16 protein-coding genes and 1 tRNA gene are annotated in these 20,465 nt (G+C 72.1%); 4 read left to right on the top strand and 13 right to left on the bottom strand.

Features of this window, described 5'->3' with window-relative positions; translation table 11 throughout:
- Window positions 1–867 precede the first annotated feature (867 nt).
- The gene (locus ACFY61_RS26195; RefSeq protein WP_389475694.1) at window positions 868–3,363 is read right to left on the bottom strand and encodes a Helicase associated domain protein; all 2,496 of its coding nucleotides are present in this window, start codon (window positions 3,361–3,363) and stop codon (window positions 868–870) included.
- Between the two features lie 144 nt (window positions 3,364–3,507).
- On the opposite strand from ACFY61_RS26195, the gene ACFY61_RS26190 reads away from it, so the two are divergent.
- A complete protein-coding gene (locus tag ACFY61_RS26190) occupies window positions 3,508–4,146 on the top strand; it encodes a glyoxalase (RefSeq protein WP_389475692.1) in 639 nt (212 codons plus the stop codon).
- Between the two features lie 38 nt (window positions 4,147–4,184).
- Here ACFY61_RS26190 and ACFY61_RS26185 read toward each other — a convergent pair whose 3' ends face one another.
- On the bottom strand, window positions 4,185–5,693 hold the full coding sequence (locus ACFY61_RS26185) for a hypothetical protein (protein ID WP_389475690.1): 1,509 nt from the start codon (window positions 5,691–5,693) through the stop codon (window positions 4,185–4,187).
- A 130-nt stretch (window positions 5,694–5,823) separates the two neighbouring features.
- Between ACFY61_RS26185 and ACFY61_RS26180 the strand changes: the two genes are divergently transcribed.
- Window positions 5,824–6,024, top strand: coding sequence for a CsbD family protein (locus tag ACFY61_RS26180; protein ID WP_389475688.1), 201 nt, complete (start codon window positions 5,824–5,826; stop codon window positions 6,022–6,024).
- A gap of 171 nt (window positions 6,025–6,195) precedes the next feature.
- Here the strand turns inward: ACFY61_RS26180 and ACFY61_RS26175 are convergent.
- The 5 genes from ACFY61_RS26175 to ACFY61_RS26155 all read right to left on the bottom strand — a co-directional run bounded on the left by ACFY61_RS26175 (window position 6,196) and on the right by ACFY61_RS26155 (window position 12,098).
- A tRNA-Ser gene (locus tag ACFY61_RS26175) sits at window positions 6,196–6,268 on the bottom strand.
- A gap of 172 nt (window positions 6,269–6,440) precedes the next feature.
- Complete coding sequence (locus ACFY61_RS26170; RefSeq protein ID WP_389475686.1) at window positions 6,441–7,409, bottom strand: ankyrin repeat domain-containing protein; 969 nt, start codon at window positions 7,407–7,409, stop codon at window positions 6,441–6,443.
- Window positions 7,410–7,566: 157 nt separating this feature from the next.
- Window positions 7,567–9,300 (bottom strand): FG-GAP repeat domain-containing protein, encoded by a 1,734-nt coding sequence (locus tag ACFY61_RS26165; protein WP_389475684.1) that lies wholly within the window; start codon window positions 9,298–9,300, stop codon window positions 7,567–7,569.
- Window positions 9,301–9,650: 350 nt separating this feature from the next.
- Window positions 9,651–11,099, bottom strand: coding sequence for an FG-GAP-like repeat-containing protein (locus ACFY61_RS26160; RefSeq protein WP_389475682.1), 1,449 nt, complete (start codon window positions 11,097–11,099; stop codon window positions 9,651–9,653).
- 261 nt (window positions 11,100–11,360) lie between these two features.
- The gene (locus tag ACFY61_RS26155) at window positions 11,361–12,098 is read right to left on the bottom strand and encodes an NADPH-dependent F420 reductase (protein ID WP_389475680.1); all 738 of its coding nucleotides are present in this window, start codon (window positions 12,096–12,098) and stop codon (window positions 11,361–11,363) included.
- Between the two features lie 30 nt (window positions 12,099–12,128).
- Between ACFY61_RS26155 and ACFY61_RS26150 the strand changes: the two genes are divergently transcribed.
- Window positions 12,129–12,554, top strand: coding sequence for a winged helix-turn-helix transcriptional regulator (locus tag ACFY61_RS26150; protein WP_389475678.1), 426 nt, complete (start codon window positions 12,129–12,131; stop codon window positions 12,552–12,554).
- A 125-nt stretch (window positions 12,555–12,679) separates the two neighbouring features.
- Here the strand turns inward: ACFY61_RS26150 and ACFY61_RS26145 are convergent, their stop codons facing one another.
- From ACFY61_RS26145 to ACFY61_RS26120, 6 genes are all read right to left on the bottom strand, one after another.
- Window positions 12,680–12,826, bottom strand: a complete 147-nt coding sequence (locus ACFY61_RS26145; protein WP_389475676.1) for a hypothetical protein — start codon at window positions 12,824–12,826, stop codon at window positions 12,680–12,682.
- Window positions 12,827–13,095: 269 nt separating this feature from the next.
- Window positions 13,096–13,815 (bottom strand): SGNH/GDSL hydrolase family protein, encoded by a 720-nt coding sequence (locus ACFY61_RS26140; protein WP_389475674.1) that lies wholly within the window; start codon window positions 13,813–13,815, stop codon window positions 13,096–13,098.
- Window positions 13,812–14,282 carry a cupin domain-containing protein gene (locus ACFY61_RS26135; RefSeq protein WP_389475673.1) on the bottom strand — a complete coding sequence of 157 codons (471 nt, stop codon included), beginning with the start codon at window positions 14,280–14,282 and terminating at the stop codon, window positions 13,812–13,814. The genes ACFY61_RS26140 and ACFY61_RS26135 overlap by 4 nt, the downstream gene beginning before the upstream one ends.
- 82 nt (window positions 14,283–14,364) lie before the next feature.
- On the bottom strand, window positions 14,365–15,201 hold the full coding sequence (locus ACFY61_RS26130; protein ID WP_389475671.1) for a helix-turn-helix domain-containing protein: 837 nt from the start codon (window positions 15,199–15,201) through the stop codon (window positions 14,365–14,367).
- 522 nt (window positions 15,202–15,723) lie between these two features.
- Window positions 15,724–16,107, bottom strand: coding sequence for a hypothetical protein (locus ACFY61_RS26125; protein ID WP_389475669.1), 384 nt, complete (start codon window positions 16,105–16,107; stop codon window positions 15,724–15,726).
- 52 nt (window positions 16,108–16,159) lie between these two features.
- Window positions 16,160–16,981 (bottom strand): GAF domain-containing protein, encoded by an 822-nt coding sequence (locus tag ACFY61_RS26120; protein ID WP_389475668.1) that lies wholly within the window; start codon window positions 16,979–16,981, stop codon window positions 16,160–16,162.
- Between the two features lie 2,371 nt (window positions 16,982–19,352).
- Between ACFY61_RS26120 and ACFY61_RS26115 the strand changes: the two genes are divergently transcribed.
- Entirely contained in the window at window positions 19,353–20,192 is an 840-nt protein-coding gene (locus tag ACFY61_RS26115) for a DUF1206 domain-containing protein (RefSeq protein ID WP_389475667.1), read from the top strand.
- Window positions 20,193–20,465 lie beyond the last annotated feature (273 nt).

Raw genomic sequence — 20,465 nt, 5'->3', positions numbered from 1 at the left:
TGGTCCGGACTGCTCTCCGAGGGACCAGAGGGACTGAAGATTCACTATCTCGGAGACTACCCCAGAGATCGCTCAGGCTCCGCCCCGAAGAACCGCTGTATCGAGAATTCAGTCCCTTCAGTCCCTCGGTCCCTGAAGTTCTACCCCAGTTCGTCCGGAAAAGTTACGCGAACCAACCAGCCGTCCACCCGGGCGTGTCGCACCCCCACCCGACCACCGCACCACCCCCGCTCGACCCCGGCTCCACGCCTCCCCAACCCTCACTCCACCGTCACCCCACGCCCGGCCGGCAGCCACACCCACGACCAACCGTCCCACCCTCCCCCTCCCCACCCAGGTACTGAACCCCCTTCGGTCCCTTTCAGTCCCTACTGCTTCAGTCCCTCCACAAACCCGCAGGTCAAAGCCCTGCCCTCGCCGACCCAGGGACTGAAGGGACTCAGAATCCCCTCTTCCACTCTTTACGTGCGTGCGCGTATGCGCGGGCGTATGTAACCAGGCCCATGTACATAGTTGGCTCATAACTAGAGATTTGAGTCCCTTCAGTCCCTTCGCCTGCGGGCAGACGCCCCTGACCTGCAGGTTTATGCAGTGACTGAAGGGACAGGGACCGAAGGGTCCAAACGGCGCTCCAGCCCCTGGCGGGGAGGGAGTACCGAGGGAGGGGTGCCCTCCGAGCATGACCACCCACCCCCACCCCGCCCCCCGACCAAGCCGCCACCCGCCCCCGATTCCCCCCTCCCGGCCCACAGAGCGAGCCATGCGGGCCGAAGTCCGCGCTCGGGGACCGGCCGTTGCTCCCGGCCCGGATCCACGGGCTCACCGCCCCACCAACTCCCCGGGCGACGGCCGAACCGCGCAGAAGCCCTACCGCGCCCAGAGGACGCCCAGCTCGGCTAGGGCTTCGAGCTGGCCGGCGTCGAGTCGGTCGCGGCGCTGCTTCTGGTTGGCGATCCACACCCCCGTGCGATGCGCGGTCCCGTCGGGGAGCCGCTCGACATGGGCGCGGGACGGCATGCCGCCCTCCCGGCCCACGTACTGTGCCAGGGCCCTCAGGCCCCTCTGGAAGGCCTCCGAAGCCCTCCCGGCCGCGCTACCGGCCGCACCCGCCCCCACGGCCGCCCTGCGCGGCCGTACGGCCTTCCTCACGCCCAGCTCCCCGAGCCGCCTCCGCTGCTCCTCGCTCAGCAGCTCCCAGTCCCGCCGCTGCGTCGCGAGCCAACGCCCCACGTCCTCACCGTGCCGCGTCACTCCCGGCACGACGGCCCCCGGGCGCGCCCCTTCGGCGAGCAGCTGGACCAGGTACGCGTACTGGCGCTGCCAGTCGACCGTCCACCCCAGCGCACCCGGGTTCCAGTCGGGGTCGATCGCCGCCAGCTCCTCCGCCCGCCGCCCGGCCCGGACGGGGTCCTTGCCCAGCCCGCCGGGCCGGCGGACGTTGGTCAGCCACTGCCCGACCGGCTTGTCCAGCGCCGTGGCGTGCCGGGGAGCCGCGAGGGTGCCGTGCTCGGCGAAGTACGCCCGCGCCGCCGCGAGGTTCTCCGCGAACCCGGCATCGGCGGTGTCCCACACGATCCCCAGCTCCTCCAACCGGGCCGCCCGCGCTCCGGTCATCACCCCGGCCCGGAAGGCCCGCCGCTGGTCCGACAGCCACCGCCCCAGCGGATAGGCGCCCTCGGTGTGGTCGTAGGGCACGTCCAGATCCCGCTCCCGCTCCCGGTACCGCCGGGCGGCTTCGACACCGCGGCGCCAGTCGGCCCGTTCGGTGTCGAGGACCTGGTAGCTGATCCACTTCGCGATCAGGGCCGGATCGCGCGGCACGGCGAACCGGAGCAGCAACCGGTTCTCCTCGCCCCCCTCGCCAGGCGCCTCGCCGACCATCGGCGACGGCTGGACGACCCGCTTCTGGGCCTCCTGCGGAACCGCGAGCATCTCCACGGCGCGCTCGTCATGCGCCCGCAGCCCGTTCAGAACCCGGATCAGGGGCCCGTAGGACGTCGAGGACAGGATGTCCTCCGGCCTTTCGTCCTCCCTCAGGAACACCGGCACGATCAGGGTGGCCGTCTTCCCCTCACCGGGCTTCTGCCGCAACGCGCGGCCGATGGCCTGGACGATGTCGACGGCCGACCCCTTGGGGTCGATCAGCGCCACGGAATCCACGGCGCGGATGTCGACGCCTTCCCCGAGCACCCGGCAGTTCGACAGCACCGCCCGCCCCGCCCGGCGCCCGAACTCGGCCAGCACCGCCGCCCGGTGCTCGCCTTCGTGCTCGCCGCACAACCACCCCGACCACACCCGCTCCGCCGCCGGGTGCCGGGCGGGATCGACGGCGTGGAGCCGGGCCGCCACCCGCGGCAGGCCCGCGGCGAAGGCCTCCGCCTCCACGGTCCGGTGGTGGAACGTGATGGTCGTCTTCAGATCGTGCGCGGCCATGGTCTCCAGCAGCGTGGTCTGCATCGCCGCCAGCCGCTCTCCGCGCAACCGCTCCTCCCACCGCTCGGCGCCGAAGAGACGGTCCGGGGTGACGACCGGGTCGGTGAGCTCGGCGACCACGATCTGGTACTTGGCCAGCAACCCCCGCGAAACGGCCGACGCCAGCGACAGCTCGTAGACCACCGGCCCGAACACGCTCTCGTCGTCCATCGAACACGCCAGCTCCCTGGGCAGCGGATCCCGCACCCGCCTGGTCCGTCCCGCCGTCTGCTCGTCGACCGCCTCGACCTGCGCCCGGTACAGCTCCTCCTCCCGCCGGCTGCGCGCGGGCCGCTCCTGCCAGATCCTCGGCGTGGCCGTCATGTAGAGCCGGCGCATCGACGGGATGACCTCCTGGTGGTGCACATCGGCCCACGCCTTCCCCACCGCCCCCGACGTCCGGTGCGCCTCGTCGACGACGACCAGGTCGAAGACGTCCATCGGCAACCCGTACTCCCCGCGATGCGCCTCGGCGACCACCGGCAGCGAGGCGTAGGTGGCGTACACCGTCACCGGCCCCCGACCGTGCCACAGCCCCAGTTGCGGCGCCGACGTCGTGGAGCGCACGCCGAGCCCGTACGGCTGCGGGCCGTCCTGCAGCGAGCACACGGCCACCGCGGGCCCGGTGTGCCCGGCCACGCGCCATTCCCGGACGGTCTGGACGAGCAGGTCCAGGGTCGGCACCAGCACCAGCACTCGCCCGCCCCGCGCCAGCCGCAACGCGGCCGCAGCCGCCATGAACGTCTTCCCGGTCCCGCACGCCGCCACCACCGTCGCCCGCAGCCCGCCCTCGGGAATCCTCCGCCCCGGCGGAATGTCCAGCCCTCGGACGATGGCCTCCACAGCCTCTTCCTGATGCGGCCGAAGCACGGCCCTGCCGGTCTTCTGCATTCGTCACTCCGCTCCGGAAACAGCCGTTGAGCTGCACACTCACCAGGATGCTACGCAGCCGGCTCGCGGCACAGCGGCAGCCGTGGAGCAGCCGGTCAGGAACGGAGAAGCCCCCGCCGCCACCCAGCCCCTAGCGTGTCGGCCATGGCAACCACCACCTCCACCGCAGCCGTCACCTCCCTCGCGTCCGTCACCCTCGAGGTGGCCGACCCCGAGGCCGCCCGCCGCTTCTACACCGCCTTCGGCGTGGAGGCGTACCTGCACCTGCGGGCCTCCGACACGCACTCCACCGGCTTCCGCGGCTTCACCCTGGGCCTCACGGTCTCCGGCCCGGCCACCGTCGACGGCTTCCTCGGCGCCGCCGTCGACGCCGGCGCCACCGTCCTTAAGCCCGCCACGAAGTCGCTGTGGGGCTACGGCGCCGTCGTCCAGGCCCCCGACGGGACGATCTGGAAGATCGCGACCTCGGCGAAGAAGGACACCGGCCCCGATACCCGCGAGATCGACGAGGTCGTCCTGCTGCTCGGCGTCGAGTCCGTGAAGGCCACCAAGCAGTTCTACGTCGCCCGCGGCCTGACCGTCGCCAAGAGCTTCGGTAGCAAGTACGTCGAGTTCGCCCCCGGCCGGTCCTGCCCCGTCAAGCTGGCGCTGTACAAGCGCCGCGCCCTGGCCAAGGACCTCGGCGTCCCCACCGACGGCACCGGCTCCCACCGCATCGTCCTGGGCACCACCACCGACGCCTTCACCGACCCGGACGGCTTCACCTGGCAGCCCGCCGTCTAGCGGCGCGCGGCGGGGTGGGCCGGACCGGAACGACGACGTCAGGTCTTGGTGCTGCCGTTCAGGCAGTGGTCGAGGAGCGCGTGCATGCGCGGAACGGGCAGGGCCGGATTGGCCGCAGCGCCCTCCGCGGTACGGGGGTCGGCGAGGAGCACCTCCAGGGCTTCCCCCGACAGCCTCGGGTTGGCGGCCGCCGCCCGGCGCACCGAGACGTCGGGGTCCTCCACCGGAGGATCGGACACGGCGGGATCCGCCGCGGCCAGGGCCCGCACCTGCGGATCCGGGTGGCCGATGAGGTGGGCCCAGCCGGTACGGGGAAACACGGGCAGAGCCGACAGGTGCGGACGATGCACCGGGCGGGTGACGAACACGTCGACGAGGAGCCCTGCCGGAGCCAGTGGGTGGTGGCAGGCCAGCCGGATCCTCACCTCCTCGTCGTCGTCCCGCGCGAGCGCCTCGACGAGTTCCGCCGGCAGCCCCGGCCAACTCGCCGCCACCCGGCGGAGCACCGGCTCCCCGGACACCGCACAGGCGGCGAACCAGTCGGCCGAAGGCCCGACGCCCGGACCGGCGTCCACCTCCGCGAACGGCTCGACGAACGGACAGGTGCAGTCGGCACCGTGCCCCATGACCCAGCTGATCGCCCAGTACTCCGCCCACGTCCGGGGAAAGGGATGCAGCCGCACCCGCATCCGCACGCTCCCGTCCGGATCCCCCATCAACTCCGCGACCAGCTCCGGTCCCAGGTCGGGCCGGGCTGCGACCAAAGCACGCACCTCCGCCTCGGGGTGGCGGGCGAGCCGGGCCACGGCGTGGGCCGGGGCGTGCGGGTTCCGGGCCAGGAGGCGCACCGGGCCGTCCGCGAAGCACCGCTCGACCAGCGCGGGGGACAGCGCACACGACCCGAACACGGACCCGTTCCCGCGCGACCCGGAGGCCGCCAGCCGGGCCTCCACCCGCTCGGGGTCCGCCTCCCAGTTCCTTTCCCGCGCCGCCTCACGGACCGCGGGGTCCGGGTCGCCGAGCAGCCCCGCCCGCTGCGCCGCAGTGAGCGAGCCCCACCTCCAGGTGGCCACCGTCCGCAGTCCCGGGTCTTCATGGCCGGCCATGCGGCGGAAGAAGGACAGCGGCATCTGCCGCGACGATTCGAGCTCCCCGACGATCTCCTGCGCGGTGACCCTGCCGTCCTCGCCCCCGTCCCGGGCGGTCAGGAGGGTCACCAGTACCTCGTCCGGCAGCGGTCGGACCCGTCGGGGGAAGCCACGGGGGCCGTCGGCGAGCTGCCCACGGACGATCCCCGACGGGTCCGTGGCCAAAGGGGCGAGCCGCGCGGGGTCGACGTACTGGTTGCGGGCGAGCGCACAGCGGATACCCCGGTCCGGATGGCGCAGGGCAGCATCGACGACGGCGCCGGGCAGGTCACGCCCCGCGCACATCACCAGCCCGGCCTCACCGGCCCCACCACCCAACAGCCGCACCAGCACGTCGGCGGGCGCCGCCGGATTGAAGGCGATGCCACGCAGCCACGATTCCCCCGAAGAGCCGACCACCGCGCCATCCTGCCACCCCCGGCGACCCAGCCGCTCGACCCGGAGGTCACGCCCCCGGCGCGCGCAACCCTCCGATCTGACCTAACTTGTCCATTGATCGTCCGTCCTTTCGGAAAAGGAAGTGTTGGTCATGGCTGAAAAGGCCAAGGGCAAGATTGAGCAGGTCAAGGGCAAGGCGAAGGAGGTCGCGGGGAAGGCGACCGGAAATGAGCGGATGAAGGCCGAGGGCAGGGCCGACCAGGTCAAGGGCAAGGCGCGGGAAGTAGCGGGCAAGGCCGAGGAGCAGGCCCGCGGGGTCAAGGACTCCCTGCGCGACCGCCGCCAGCCCTGACCCCCGTTGGCTGCGCCTGCGGCAGGCCGCGGAGCTTCTCGCTCCGCGGCCTGCCGCACGCACAGCCGTCGGGGGCGGCGTCGCCGCCCGGCCAGGCCGGCCCGTCAAGCCGGCCTTGTACAAGCACCGGCCAGGCCGGACCCGGCAAACCACCGCGCAGCGGCGCGCGGTGGGGGTGGGCCGGATTCGAACCGGCGTCATCCCTCTGAGCAAGAGGGTGCGACGACCTCTGCGCTACCTCCCCACCGCGGCGCGGCCAGATTACGCGAGGCCTGCCGGGCAGCGGTCGAGGAGCGCGTGCACGCACGGAACGGGCGGAGCCGACCACCGCGCCGCCAGCCTGCCACCGACCACGACCTCGGGTTCAGGCTCGAGCCGGCCCGAGCAGCGGCCCTGCCCGGTCCAGGCACGCGGCTTCAGCGTTGCCAGTAGCGGTGGCTCCAGTAATCGCGGTCCGGCAGTTCGACCCACATGTCGGGAGGTCCGACGACTGCACGCGCGTCAGTCAGCCGCAGTCCCGTGAAGGCGCAACAGTAGGCCACCGGGTTGTAGTAGAGGTAGGAACGCAGCACCTCCTCCGAGGTGTCGTTCTCGTCAGGCGCGCCGCCCGGATGAAGATCCCAGCCCTCGATACGGCCGTTGCGGGCGAAGCCGCCCTGATTGCCGCTCTTGGCATTGGCGTAGAGGCCGTAACAGACGGTCTCCACGGACAGCCGGGTCAGTACACCAGGCATCTTCGGCGCGTACCCCCACGGCTGGGTCACCACGCACCCGCCTGGAACGGAGGTCACACCGAGCATCCGCAAGGAGTCGTCACCGTCGTACGCGTACCAATCCTCGAGAAGCTCATCAATGACCTCAGTGGGCGCGGGCGTCGCCTCCAGGCGTCGTACCGCTTCGTCCGCGTCGATCCCGGCCACGCAGGCCATCCCCATGCCTTCGTAGTGGAACTCGCCCAGAGCCGCGAGCAGCCGCACAGCCTCCTGTGCCGCCGCGCGCTCCCTGTCGGTCAGCCCTACCCCGGCCGGCACCGTGAAGAGGTCCGGCGTCGGCCCGGCCAGACTCAGCCGCCCCGGCGACCAGCCGCCGATCGATGGCAGCCACGGATCGGCCCCTGCCGCGACGAGCGCCCGGGCGTTGTCCGGCTTCCGGGAGACGACAGCCTCCCACAGCGCCGTCACCCCGTTCTCCAACGCGTCCACGTCCGTAACCCGCCGTGCCAGTTCCGCGACGACCTCAGGAGAACCGAACACCGCCGCGCGGTGCAGCGGCCGACCACCGCTCCACTTCTCCGGATCGGCTCCTTCGTCGAGGCGCCGGCGGATGTCGCGGTAGTCCTTCCAGTCCCAGCCCACGCCGGCCCAGTGGTCACCCTCTGCCGTCACTGTTCCCCCTCCGATACCGATGCGGACGACTTCGTCCCCTGCCACGCTCGCACGCGGATACGACAACGCCGACCGGCACCGCCGGGCGAGGCTGGACACGCGACGGCGCCCGTCGCCGGGGGGTCCGGTGACGGGCGCCGCGAGCGGGGGATGGGCGTCAGTTGATCTGGGTGTAGACGTTCCAGCCGGTGGCCAGCCACTGGCGGGCCGCGAAGGTCTTGGCGCCGGTGTAGCCCTGGGAGGGGTAGAGCCACATCGTGCCGGCGGAGTCGCGGGCGGCGAGGTCGGCGCGGCCGTCACCGGTGAGGTCACCGGCCACCGCCAGGGCGGTGTAGATGTTCCACCCGGATCCGACGAGCTGGCGCGCGCCGAACGGCGCCGCCGCGTTGCCGGTGCCGTGGTAGGCGTACAGCTTGCCGTCGTGGGCCGCGGCCACGATGTCGGCGTGGCCGTCACCGGAGATGTCACCGCCGCCGGCGATGGTCTTGTACGCGTTCCAGCCGGGGCCCACCTTCACCGGGGCGCCGAAGGTCGTCTCGGTGCCGTTGCCGGCGCGCAGCCAGAGGTTGCCCCACGTGTCGCGGGTCAGCAGGTCGCCCTTGCCGTCCCCGGTGAGGTCACCGGGGCCGACCAGCAGTTTCGTCTGGGTGAAGTCGCCGTCGACCTGCACGTCCGTCCCGAAGCGGGTCAGCTTGGTGCCGTCGAAGGCGAAGCGTGTGACCCAGCTGGCGTTCGTGAGGCCGGCCACGGTGACCTGCTGGGTGCCGGCGGGCCACGGCTTCTCGATGTAGTAGGGGTCGTCCGTGAAGCGGCCGTTGGTCTGGTTGACGTACTGGAAGACCGTGCCGGCCTTGTTGACGCCGCTGAGGCCGTGCTTGCCGTAGACCGGGGTGACGCCCGAGCCCACGATCAGCTCGGTGTTGGTCCAGCCCTCGCCGGTCTGCTGGCGGGCGGCGAACTTGCCGTTGCCCTGCGAGGCGTAGAAGTACAGCTTGCCCCACGGGGTGACGGCGTACAGGTCGGCCTTGCCGTCGCCGGTGCGGTCGTCCGCCGCGAACACCTTGTTGTAGGCGTTCCAGCCGCCGCCGACCCAGGTGCGGGCCTTGAACGGGGCGGAGGCCTGGCCGGTGCCCTTGTAGTAGTACAGGTTGCCGTCGGGGGTCCTGGTGAGCAGGTCACCGAAGCCGTCGGCGTCGACGTCGTTGGCGCCCACGATCTGGTCGAAGGCCTGCCAGCCGGGACCGATCTTCACGCGGGTCGCGAAGGGCTCGCCGGAGGCGGAACCGGTCGCCCGGTACAGGTACAGGTCGCCGGCCGGGGTGCGGGCCAGGAGGTCACCGCGCCCGTCGCCGGTCAGATCGCCGGCGGCGACGATCCTGTTGTAGATGGACCAGCCACGGCCGGTCCAGGTGGCGGGCCGGGTGCCGTCCGTGTACGCCTCGTGCATCGACAGGCGGCCGTCGTAGGACCACTTGAGGACCTCGGCGCCCCAGCCGCCCCGGATGTTGCCCACGGCGACGATGTCGCGGACCGTCTCCGTCTGGTCTCCGAGCACCGCGTAGCCGGTGCTCGTGCCGTCGCCGGTGGTCAGGTTCGCCGAGGAGTTGCCGTAGTGGCTGCGCGACAGGATGTCGGTCCAGCCGTCGCCGTCCAGGTCCAGGCGCGGCTTGGCCGCCTTGAAGGCGAACGTGGAACGGGCCGCGCCGGAGCCGGTGCCGGCAGCCGGGACCGGGTCGTGCGACGTGGCCGTGGACACGACCGGCTCCGGCTTGCCGACCGGACCGGGCACGGGCGCGGCGGCGGCAGGAGCGGAGAGCAGGGTGCCCGCCGCGAGGGCGAGCGCGGTGCAGGCCGCGACACGGCCCGGGCGCCGGTAACGCGAAGAAGACAAAGGGGTTCCCCTGATAGAGCCGATGAACCGGGGCGGGAAACGCACGGCCAGGGCGCACGCGGGCACAGCGGCCGGCGGCGCGGGCGAAGCGGTCATCCTCCCGGAAAGTGATCGAAGGGTATCCACACCCCACGCGAAGTCCTAGCCGTTCCCCGTACAACCTTTCGAGGCCCGGTGCGTCCGGCCCCGGGCACTACACGCACACGAGTTGCGGGAGGCCGTTCTCAGCCACGAACCTGGCGAAGGTCGTCCGGGCGCACACGCCCCGCTGACCCCCGACCTGGGAACGACGGTGGCCCGCCGGAGCGCCTCGACGCTCCGGCGGGCCACTGCCTCGCTTCCTGGTGCTGCTACCGGGTGACCGCCCAGCCGAAGGGGCTTCCGCCGGGGTTGGTGCCGAACGTCCCCGCACTGAGCGACAGCCCGCCGGTCGTGCCGATTCCGGTGGCCGTGCCGCGCAGCACGTTGACGACGCCGTCGCCGTAGTAGGGCCACTCGACAGCGCTGTTGTTCTCGCCGTACGAGGACACCGTCAGCTCGGCCTTGCCGTCCTTGGTGAAGTCCACCAGCGACACGGCCGAACCGAACTGGTCCCGCGCCTCGGTGGCGCCGGGGACGCCCGTGGAGTTCTGGGTCAGCACCACACCTCCGGTCGCGGTGACGATCCCGGTCGCGCTGCCGCGCAGCACCGTGACCGAACCGCCGTCCACCACCGTGCCGTTGTCCTCGCGTCCGGCCCCGACGGCCAGGTCGAGGTGGCCGTCCCCGTTGAGGTCGCCCAGCGCGACGGAGGTACCGAACCCGTCGCCGTCCTCCGCCGCCCCGGGCACACCGGCGGTGGTCTGCGTGATGATCCGGTCGGGCTCGTCGGCGATGCCGCCGGTACGGCCCTTCCAGATCGTGACGTCACCGCCGGGCGCGTACCAGCTGGCATTCGGGCGACCGATGACGATCTCGGCCTTGCCGTCCTTGTCGAGGTCCCCCACGGCGGCGTTCGAGCCGCCCATACCCGAGGACGCGGGCCACCACGCCGAGCTGTCGGACAGCTTCCCGCCGTGGAAGACGCCCAGCATCGGCATGTTGCCCAGGCTGCCGAACTGAGCCACCACCTCGTCCCGTCCGTCGCCGTCCACGTCTCCGGCCGCCAGCCCGTACGCGCCGAAGGTCGTGTAGTCGGCGGTCCGCGTCAGCGTGGTTCCGCCCTTGGGGACGATGAAGCGCCGCAGACCGCCGTCCGGGTAGAGCCGGTACTCGCTGGCCACCACCTCCGGGCGGCCGTCGCCGTCCATGTCGGCCGCGACGACGTCAAGCCCCAGCTGCTTCGCCGCACCCATGACCCGTGCCGCCTTCACCAAGCCGGCGGGGCTGCCGAAGAGCACGGTCACCGAACCGGGGGCCTGGTTCACGGCCACCGTGGCCGTCCGGTCGTACGGCGTGCCCACGGCCAGGTCGGAGAACCCGTCGGCGTTGAAGTCGCCGGTCGCCAGCGAGTAGCCGAACCACTCCTCGGTCTCCGGATCGCCCGGTACGCCGACCGTCGCCTGGCTGAACACCTTGCGCTGGGCCGTGACCAGCCCGTTCGCGCCGCCCGGCACCACGGCCACGTACCCGGCCCCCGACTTGCCGCCGATCGTCGCCGCAGGCGCGCTCGTGACGAGGTCGTTGTAGCCGTCCCCGTTGAAATCGGCCTGGTGAACCCCCGACGCGCTGGCCGCCGCGGCGGGCCCCGCCACCACCACCGAACCGGCCACCGCCACCACCGTGACCGCCAGTGCCGCCCATTTACGGCGCATCCGCATGAACCCTCCCCTGAGCTGTACCCCCGCCCTCCATGGAGCGGGCCCAGGGACTTTAAGCCACTCCCGCCCCACCGGAACCACCGGGTCCGCTGAGCACCCAGGAGTCCGCACTCCCGAACACGGACATGTCCGGTACGGGCCACCCACCCGCCCACCGGTGCCGACTCGGGCACCGGCGCATGCGACTCGCCCCATCGGGAACCCGATGTCACGCGCAACGCAATGGGGCTGGACGAATCCCACTCACTCCCCAGGTGCCGGCTACTCGTCAACAGCCCCCGGGGCCAGGGCCGGCGCCGGGAACGCGAAGCGGGCCTCGGCGCCCGACCACCACACACCGATGGCGAAGACGGCAGTGGCCTCCAGCAGGGCAGCGCGGTCGAGCCCGCCGCAGGGCAGAGGCGTGCAGTGCATGGAGGTGATGATCTCCGCCACCCGCGTGGCGGCGTCCGGCTGGTCGGTGCAGAACGGGACCGCCAGCGGGGCCCCTTCGAAGGCCGGCCGGTGAAGGGTCCAGATGCTCTGGTGGCACACCCCGAACGCCTTCACCACATGGGCGCGGGGGGCGGCGTCCGCGATGAGCCGGGCGACGGAGATGGCGCCGCCCGTGGTCAGGGCCGGGCCGTCCTCGCCCGGCGCCATCGGGACGGTGCAGTCGATCACCGTCCGCCCGGCGAACAGGGGGGCCAGTTCCCGGGCCAGCTGTGGCGCGGCGCCCGCCGGCACGGCGAGGAGGACCACGTCCCCGTGGGCCGCGGCCTCGGCGAGGCTGCCGTGCCCGGAGGCGCCGGTGAGCAGGGCGGTGCGGGAGGCCGCTTGGGTGTCCCGACCGCCCACCCGAACGTCATGGCCGGCGCGTACCCAGGCCGCGCCGAGGGCCGTGGCCATCGCCCCTGTACCGAGAATGCCGATGCGCATGTGCTTGCTCCTGTCGTCCGGTGTCGCGAGACGTGCGAGGTGTGACGGACAGGACGCTAGGCGCGCCGATGCACACCACACGGTGTGCGTCGGGCCAGGCAGGATGATCGCGTGAGCGAAACGGGGGCACAGACAGACGGACAAGGCCCGGGCGAGGACCTGGGCGGCGGCGAGTACGCCGCGGACTGCCAGGCGCGGGTGGCCTTCGAAGTCCTGTCGAACCGCTGGGACAGCGTGATCGTGTACATCCTCGGCGAGAGCGGGCCCATGAGGCCGCGCGCGCTGATCACCCGCATCGGCGGCATCAGCCCCAAGGTCCTCAACGAAGCCCTGCGCCGCCTCGAGTACAACGGCCTGGTCGCACGCCAGGCATACGCCGAAGCCCCACCACGCGTCGACTACTCACTCACCGAGGCGGGCCACGCACTGCTGGACCCGATCCGCGCGATGGGCGCGTGGGCAGGACGCTACACCGAAGCCGTCCTGGCGGCCCAGGCCCGCTTCACACCCCGAGAAGACCGCCCCGACAGAAGCTAGCCACGCCCCGTGGCCGACGGACCGCCGCCCCACGACGGCCTTCAGCAGGCGGCCGGCACGACACAGGGCCGTCGGCCGGCTGGAAGCCCCATGCCCAGTGGCAACCGCTCTGTTTCGGCGGCTGACTAGTGGAAGCCGAGCATGCCGGGGGTGTCGATGCTGATGGCCAGGACGCCGGGCGGGTACCTGTGTTCGTCGTCTGTCAGGAGGATCGGCATGCCGCCGGTGCCAGTGCGGCGCAGGGTGGTGTAGAGGGCGTGGCAGTGGCCCACCGCGCTGAGTCGCCGATACCCGCCTGGTGGCCCTCTCCGGCGCCGAGAAGGGGCGGGGCCACCGCCTCGACCGTGATCGTCACTGCGTTTCCTCCTCCGCCTCTTCGAGGACGTCGCGGCCGGCGTGCTGGTGCGCCGTGGCGCAGAGCCGTCACCGAACAGGTACGGGCCGGTCCCGGTGAAGCGGGCGAGTTGCCAGGTCCGCTGCCCGAAGCCCTGCCACCTTCGCTCGGCAGAATGGCATCCGACCGGCCGGGCGCCGGAACCAGCTACGCGCTCGGGGTCAGCAGACCGGCGTCGATGACCTCAGCGATAAGGGAGGCGCCGCGGCTGTTCTGGTGGATGTGGTCGGTCGTGAGCACGAGGCCTCGCCGCCGCGAGATCGTGTCGAGGCTGCGGCGCAGCACGGCGTGCTGGACGAGGACGCCGACGGCCGCTGCGGGCGTCACCTCCCGGTATGCGATCGGCGGCGCGTCCGCCTGGCGCAGTTCCTCGATCTGGCGTTCGTGGAGCGGAAGGTAGGCCACCTCGTTGGTGGCGGCGACCTCGGCGATCATCCGGCTGTACGCCTGCGACGCCTGTGCCGCCGCTCCGTCGAGTTGTTGGCCGAGTACCGGCAGCGACAGCAGACCGATCGTCGCGTCGGTTTCCGCTCGCAGCCGTGCGACGACGGCTCCCAGGCACTGTTGGAACCAGCCGGCCGACGGGCGACCGGGAAGCCGTTTGCGCTTCATGACCTGCTCGACGGGGTAGCCGGCAAGGCTCGCTCTGGCGTCGTTGGTCCCGATCAACACGGTGATCGCATCGGGTGGGTTCGTGACGACGGCGTCGAGGCGCTGCAAGAGGTTGTAGGCGAAGTCGCCGTTGGCGCCGAAACGGGCGAGCTGCACGTCACCGGGAGGGTGGCGTCGTCCGAGGAGATCCAGGTAGTCGACGCTGAACTGCGCGCGGGTGAGGCTGTCGCCGAGGCACGCGACGCGTGTCGTCACGGCGCTTCCTCCGGGCTGGGCGTGCCGACCCGTTCGGCCGTGCGGGTGTCGGTCCGAAGACGGTGGTCGGTGCCGAGGGCCGCGGTGATGGACAGGATGGACGCCGGCCCCTCCATGTCGACCGCATGCCATACCCCGGCCGGGTTGATGGTGGCCTCGCCCGGTGCGAGGAGAACGCGGTCGAGCACCCCGTCCACGTCGCGGGTGACCGTCACGGACCCGCTGAGGCAAACGACCAGTTCGTCACCTGCGGGGTGGCTCTCCCAATGGTCCCCGGGCCCGTCGCCATCGAAGATCATCACCATCCGGCCCTCGGCTCCGTCTGCCGCGACCGCGGCGCTGTAGGCCTGGAGCACCTCCGGGTCCCAGGCGAAACCCCCGACGGGTTTCGCTCTCGATCCCAGTCCGAGGTGCACGGGGGTGGTCCGCAGGTCCACGGCATTGCGTTCGTCGTTGACGAGTCTCATGCCGACGATCGTCCACGACAGCGATCGGGCGGTCTTGAAGAAAAGGGAAGAGAAGCCGACGCGAAGGGCAGACGGTTGGCGACTACCCGGCTCCGAGGAGGACTTCGCCGCGACGCCAGGCCGTCGGCGATCGGCCCGTGAACTCGCGCCAGTCCCGTACGAGATGGGCCTGGTCGGCGTAGCCGGAGACGGTCGCCACATCGCCCCACGGGAGAGGGTCCCGCGCCGCCGCCAGCTCGTGCGCGTGCTCGAAGCGCAGGACTCGGGCGAAGGTCTTCGGCGACAGGCCCACCTCACCGCGAAACCGCTCGGTGAGGTACCGACGGCTCCAGCCGAGCTCCGCGGCGACCGCACCGACCTGGACGCAACCCCGCGCGGCGACGAGGCGGCGCCACGCCTCGGCCACCTCGGGGCGCACCCCGCGCACGTGGTCGCCGCAGGCACCACGGCCGACAGCTCGGAGGAGCAACGCGTCCAGCGCGGTGAACCGCGCCGCCCATGTTGTCGCCGACCGGAGCCGGTCGACCAGCTCGACGGCAAGCGCTCCGAGAAGCTCGTCAAGTGGGACCAGTCGGTGGGCGAGCTCGGCGGACGGCATGCCGTAGATGGCCCGGGCCCCGAGCGGTGTCAGCGATACCTGAACACCTTGCTGGCGTCCGTCGTGGTGGATCGCGACGGACCGGCACATCAGACCGCCGGCCACGCTGCCGAACCGGGTGACCGGTGACCCGTCGTCAACGCCCGCCGCCACCTCCAAAGGATCTGACAGGCTGATCACCGCAGTGAGCGCGCGGCTCGGCGGGCCACAGTGCACCCCCGTCGGGAGCCCGCGGAGGTCGAAGCCGACATACGAGTCGACGTACTCCCGCAAGGCGGGCGCCGGACGTGCACCGATCCCGGTGGCTGGGTGGTCCTCCATTTTCGTCAGTGTACGAGCCACATGGCCCAGGAAGATCACAGTCCAAGGACTGATCACCACCCTTTGCGGCTGGTGGCGCGGTTATCGACACGTTACGCAGCGTCACACGGCATCGGCCGCAGCCGTACGAGAACAGGGCCGAGCCGACAGCCCCGGCTGACTCGCCCCATCCGGCGTGTGGCTCCAATTGGAGCCACTTCGTTCGATCCGCCCGAACGGATCCAGAGGCGGCCGAGACCGCCCTCAAACGGTCTCGGCCGCCCCTCACTTACAACTGAGCAGTTGGATCAGTCAGGGCTCCAGGTCCCGTCCGGCTCGGGATACCCCTCGCCCTCAGGCCCACCCCTTCGCCGGGAGCCCGGTGGATGTCGGCATGCACGGTGCCCCGGGCGCCTTCCGCATGGACGGCACGCAGCCCGAAGGTGCTGGACAGCCACAGTTCCGAAATGCGCTCGGCAACGGCGTGGGGGAAACCGCTCCGTAGGGGTGGCTGGCGGGTGCACTCCGACGCCGCCCCCGCCCTCAGCGCTCCGCGCGGTCGCCGCCCCGGCCCCACCGGCCCGGGACGCGGCCGAACGGAGGCCGGCCCGACGCGGTGCGGGCGTACCCCACGGCGGCGACCGCCGACACACCTGCCGCGACGAGGGGAGCCGTCCACCACAGACCTGGCGCGACCGGCCGCAGCGCTAGGCCGACGAGGGCGAACGCGCAGGTGGCCAGGACGGTGACGAGCAAGTGCGGCCGGGCCTCGTCCTGCGCGCGGCCGAGGTCGGCGTCCACGCGGCGGGTGGCCCGGTACCGGGCACGGTCGCGCCGGGCCTGGAGGGCGAGGAGCTCCTCGGGCACCTGTGTTCGCCCCTCCCGCTCGGGGCGCTCTTCGTCCTCACCGCTGGTCGTGAAGGCCATCCGCCGTCACCTCCTCGTAGTCCCCTTGCCCTTCCCGCTGCGTCATGCCTGGTCACGGTTCCACGGATACGCGACAGGCGGCCAGGAAGTCCGCCAGGGCCGCGATCAGCCGCTGGTGTTCGGGAACGAACTGGCCCGCTTCCGGGGCATCCACCGCCAGCATGCCGAAGTGCCGGGAACCGTCGGTGACGGGGGCGGCGATCACCGCGGCGTAGGTGTTGGCCGAGGTCGGCCGGAGGTGGCTGACCCGGCTGGGGTCGCCGCCGTCCACCGCCCAGACCCGCCCAACGTCCAGGATCTCCGTCTTGATGTGCGCTCCGCCCGTGCTGTTGCCGGCGATCAGCGGGCGGGGCCGGTTGGCGGCGGAGGCCGGGAAGAACCCGCGGAGCAGGAAGTCCCCGCCGGGCGTGAGCTCGTAGTACGCGCTCCTGGCTTGCGGTGCCGTCAGTGGTTTGGCGGTCAGGTTCACGGCGGCCTCAAGTACCGTCCGAACGGTACCGTCGAACCTGGAGACGAGGTCGGCGTCCGGGGCCGAGGCCGACGCGGGCGGGTTGAGCCGCCGGTACCGGGAGGCCTGTGCCTTGACCGCGCTCCCGATGACGGGCAGGACGTCCGTGTAGAGGGTGTTCAGCTCGGTCTCGGCCTTGATGGCCCGCTCCCGGGCTTTGACGGTGGCGCGCTCGACCAGATGGTTCTCGATGAACGTCCCCAGCACCGCGACCACGGCCAGCGACACCCCGATCTGGTAGATCAGGCTCTTGTCGTCGTCCCGCTGGAACCCCTCACCGTAGGTGCCGACTGCGACGAGGCCTGCGGCGGAGGCCGCAGCCAGCGAGAAGAAGAAGACCACCTTGCGCCAGTAGCCCCACCCCACGCGCTGCTCCTCCCCCCGGTGGGCCGTGCCGGACGATCGTGTCACAGACCGTCCCCGCGCGTGGAGGGAACCGAGGACCGGCCGCGGCGGCACCCCGTTCCTGCCGCCTGACGAGCGTGCGCAGGGAGAGCGTCGACCGCATGTGCGCCGGTCAGGCGCACGGCTGGCCGCGGCGGCACCGACGTCCAGTTCACGCCCGCCCCGCTACCTGCTCGGCTGGCAACCGAGCAGAGACGGTTCCCCGGCTCCGCCTGGGCCTGGAAGCCGAGGTCCTGGTCGCGGGCAAGGATGCGGCCGCAGAGCGCGGCCTGGACTTCAACCAGCACGTGCAGCGCCTAAACACCGAAGACACCACCGGCGCCCGCGCGGCCGGCATGGCCGCCGCCCAGCGCCTCCTCGATGCCCACGGCACCTTCCTGCACGACCTCGAAGAGCAACTCGATGCCCAGCACACCCCCACCCCCGCACCGGCCGGGGCTACGCGAGCATGTCCCTGCACGTCCACCTGACCTGGATCGCCGAAGTCGCCGAACGCGCCGGCCACCGCGACCCAGCACCCGAAGACCTCGGCGTCCCTCTTACCGCGGTCGCCCGCCACCGCGTCGAACTCCTCGAGCACCCGTCTACGACGACCCCCACCCCCGCGCCGCCGCGCTGGTCCACACCCTCGGCCGGCTGCGGGCGGTCGGCCGCACGGTACCCCTGCGCCCGGACGTCGCCCGGAAGGTCGCCGAGCACCTGGCCGCGGCCCGTCCTGGGCACCCGTGGACGGGGTCACGTTCGCGTCGGCATGGGGGAGCCGGGAGGTCCTGGACGTCACGCTGGTCCGCCCGGAGCTGGTGGCGGAGGTGGGCGCGGACAGGGCGATTGACCAGGGTGTTTTCCGGCACCCGCTCCGGTTTCAGCGGATCCGTCTTGACGTGACGGCGGACGACGTCCCGCCCTTCGGCCAGGGGTTGGCCGCGGCGGCCGGCTGACCGCCCCGCCGCGCCCTGACCGACCGGCCCGGCCCCTCGGGGGCCGGCACCGATGGGTGGCGTCCCCCGCTTCGTGTCCTCCGCAGGGGTGAATCCGGGCCTCGCGTACGCGTAGGCGGCTTGTACGGTGTGCCGCCAACTCGCCCCGGAATCAGGGCTATGACAGCAAACGGGACCTTTCGGCATCTTTCCGGCGCGGCCGGTGGTCGGGTCCGTCGATGTGCGATCGGAGTGCGATTCATGGCGCGTTCGGTACGTGAGAACTACGACGAGAACCAGGCCGCCGGCCGGCTGGGCGGCCGTTGGCGGCGTGGCGGTGGGCGGTCGGCTCGGGCCTGGTCCCGCTGGCGGACGCCGGCCCGGGGGTGTGGTCGCGGGCGGTGGTGGAGGCCGCCAACCCGGAGCAGTGCGCGCGGCGCTGCGGGGGCCGATCGGTGCCGGGGTGGCGGTGGACCGGCTGACGCAGGCCCTGCGGATGCCGTTGCGGTGCCGGCCGCGGGTGACCGCGGCGGCGGTCGGCCACCTGGCCCGAGCCGGTCTGCTGGTCCGCCTTGGCGGGGACGCGGAGCTCCTCGACGTCCCCCCGGACCAGGTGGCCGTCCTGGCGTGCCGCCGGGACGTGCCGGTGCTGCTCGACCGGCACGTCCCTCTCGTCCCGGACCAGGCCGCCCGTCGGCTCGGCGTCCGCAGGACGGATTGGGATCAGGTGGTCAGGCTCGGTTGGGTCTCCCCGGTCGGCTCGGTGGAGATCGACTACAAGCGGCAGGGCGGCGTCACAAGCGGGCTCAAGGCCGGGGAGCGAAGCGGACCGGAGCAACCGGCCGCAGAGCGGCCTGGGTTGAGATGCGAAGCGGCTCAACCCCTGGGGCCGGAGCGAAGCGGAGGCCCCCGAGGCCAAGCCCGCGAAGCGGGCGCCGGCCTCGCCTCGCGCAACGCGCGAGGCTCACGCTTCGTCACCCCGGCCGCGAAGGCGCCGGCCTCTCTTCCCAGCGCGCAGCGCTGGGGGTCCCGTTTTCCCGGCGCGCCAGGGCCCTGTGAACTCGCCGCGCACCCGGACGAGACCCTCCGGCTCCTCAAGTGCGCAGCGTCGAACAGCACCGCGGCCGGTCCGCCAGAGTCGGCCGAGCAGCACTCGACACCGAGAGGGGCACCATCGTGGCCACCGCAACCATCGAGCTGCGCCGGTTCCTGACCATCACCGGCCAGCGTTTGAACAACGGCCAGCCCATGCCTGAGATTTTCTCCCCGGCCGTGGACGCTGCCTGGCGGGGTCGAACACCTCACGGCCCCGCATGCCGAGTGTGACATGTCCGACCTGGGCGGTGCCTGTGGGCGTGCGGGGCCACCACGGTTTCCGTGAGGTGGTGAGGGGCAAGCGGACGGGGGAGGTGGGCATGAACACTCGTACGCTTTCGTTCCCCTGGCGCGCCAGGGCGCGTGGTGCGGTGAACAGTTCGGCGGTCGGCATCGCGGCACGGTGGGGCTTCGCCGCCAGGGGCGTCCTGTATGTGCTCGTCGGGCTGATCGCCCTGCGGATCGCCTTCGGTGACTCGGGCGGGCAGGCCGACCGGGGCGGTGCGCTGGCCGTGCTGTCGGCTCAGCCGCTGGGGTCGGTTCTGCTTTGGGCCCTGGGGGTGGGGCTTGTCGGGATGGCCGTCTGGCGCCTGTCGGAGGCCCTGTTCGGTGCCGCCGGCGAGGGCGGGCACAAGGCGCGCAAGCGCCTGGCGTCGGCGGCGCGCTGCGTCTTCTACGCGTTCGTCGTGTACTCGGTGCTGATGTTCGCCGCCGGCGAGAGCGGCAGTGGCAGCGGCTCCGGCGATCAGCAGTCCAAGGACGTCACCGCACGGGCACTGGACCTGCCGGGCGGCCGGTGGCTAGTGGGCCTCGCCGGAGCCGGCATCGTCGTCGCCGGCGTGTGGATCGCCGGCCGGGCCGTGCTGCGCAAGTACCACAAGCACCTGAAGCTCGGCGCGATGTCCCGGAAGGAACGGCGGTTCACGGACGTCACGGGTGTCGTCGGGGGAGCGGCGCGCGGCGCCGTCTTCGCGGTCGTCGGCGTCTTCATCACGCGCGCCGCCCTGACCTACGAGCCGAACGAGGCCAAGGGCCTCGATGACGCCCTGCGCTCCTTCGCCGAGACGCCAACGGGCCCCTGGCTGCTGGCTCTCGTCGCCGCGGGCCTGGCGTGCTTCGGGCTCTTCTCCTTCGCGATGGCACGGTGGCGCCGGGTATGACCGGCTGCCGCCGTGGTGGGAAATCAGACAGAACCACAGGACCTCGGGCGGCCGCAGGATGTCAGGCGGTTGGACAGGGGCTCGGCGTAGGCGGTGAAGAACCGGTCGACGGTGAGCTTGTGGTGCGCGAGCCGTTCACGCACCGCGTGTTCGTCCGACCACCGGTCCGGCGCGGTGATGTGAGTGGGTGGGGTGGTGGTAGTTGTTGGGTGTGAGCGGGTGTGCGGGGGTTCGTCGTGTTGAGGACCTTGTGTGGCTCGGGGTTTCGTGGCA

This window comes from Streptomyces sp. NPDC012888, from assembly GCF_042900645.1.
Taxonomy (GTDB): domain Bacteria; phylum Actinomycetota; class Actinomycetes; order Streptomycetales; family Streptomycetaceae; genus Streptomyces.
This window is presented reverse-complemented; position numbering and strand designations above follow the sequence as displayed.

What these genes read in the sequence shown, in the direction of transcription:
- ACFY61_RS26195 (WP_389475694.1), bottom strand. Translation starts at nt 3,363, where the DNA reads ATGCAGAAGACCGGCAGGGCCGTGCTTCGGCCGCATCAGGAAGAGGCT.
- ACFY61_RS26190 (WP_389475692.1), top strand. Translation starts at nt 3,508, where the DNA reads ATGGCAACCACCACCTCCACCGCAGCCGTCACCTCCCTCGCGTCCGTC.
- ACFY61_RS26180 (WP_389475688.1), top strand. Translation starts at nt 5,824, where the DNA reads ATGGCTGAAAAGGCCAAGGGCAAGATTGAGCAGGTCAAGGGCAAGGCG.
- ACFY61_RS26160 (WP_389475682.1), bottom strand. Translation starts at nt 11,099, where the DNA reads ATGCGGATGCGCCGTAAATGGGCGGCACTGGCGGTCACGGTGGTGGCG.
- ACFY61_RS26135 (WP_389475673.1), bottom strand. Translation starts at nt 14,282, where the DNA reads ATGAGACTCGTCAACGACGAACGCAATGCCGTGGACCTGCGGACCACC.
- ACFY61_RS26130 (WP_389475671.1), bottom strand. Translation starts at nt 15,201, where the DNA reads ATGGAGGACCACCCAGCCACCGGGATCGGTGCACGTCCGGCGCCCGCC.
- ACFY61_RS26125 (WP_389475669.1), bottom strand. Translation starts at nt 16,107, where the DNA reads ATGGCCTTCACGACCAGCGGTGAGGACGAAGAGCGCCCCGAGCGGGAG.
- ACFY61_RS26115 (WP_389475667.1), top strand. Translation starts at nt 19,353, where the DNA reads ATGAACACTCGTACGCTTTCGTTCCCCTGGCGCGCCAGGGCGCGTGGT.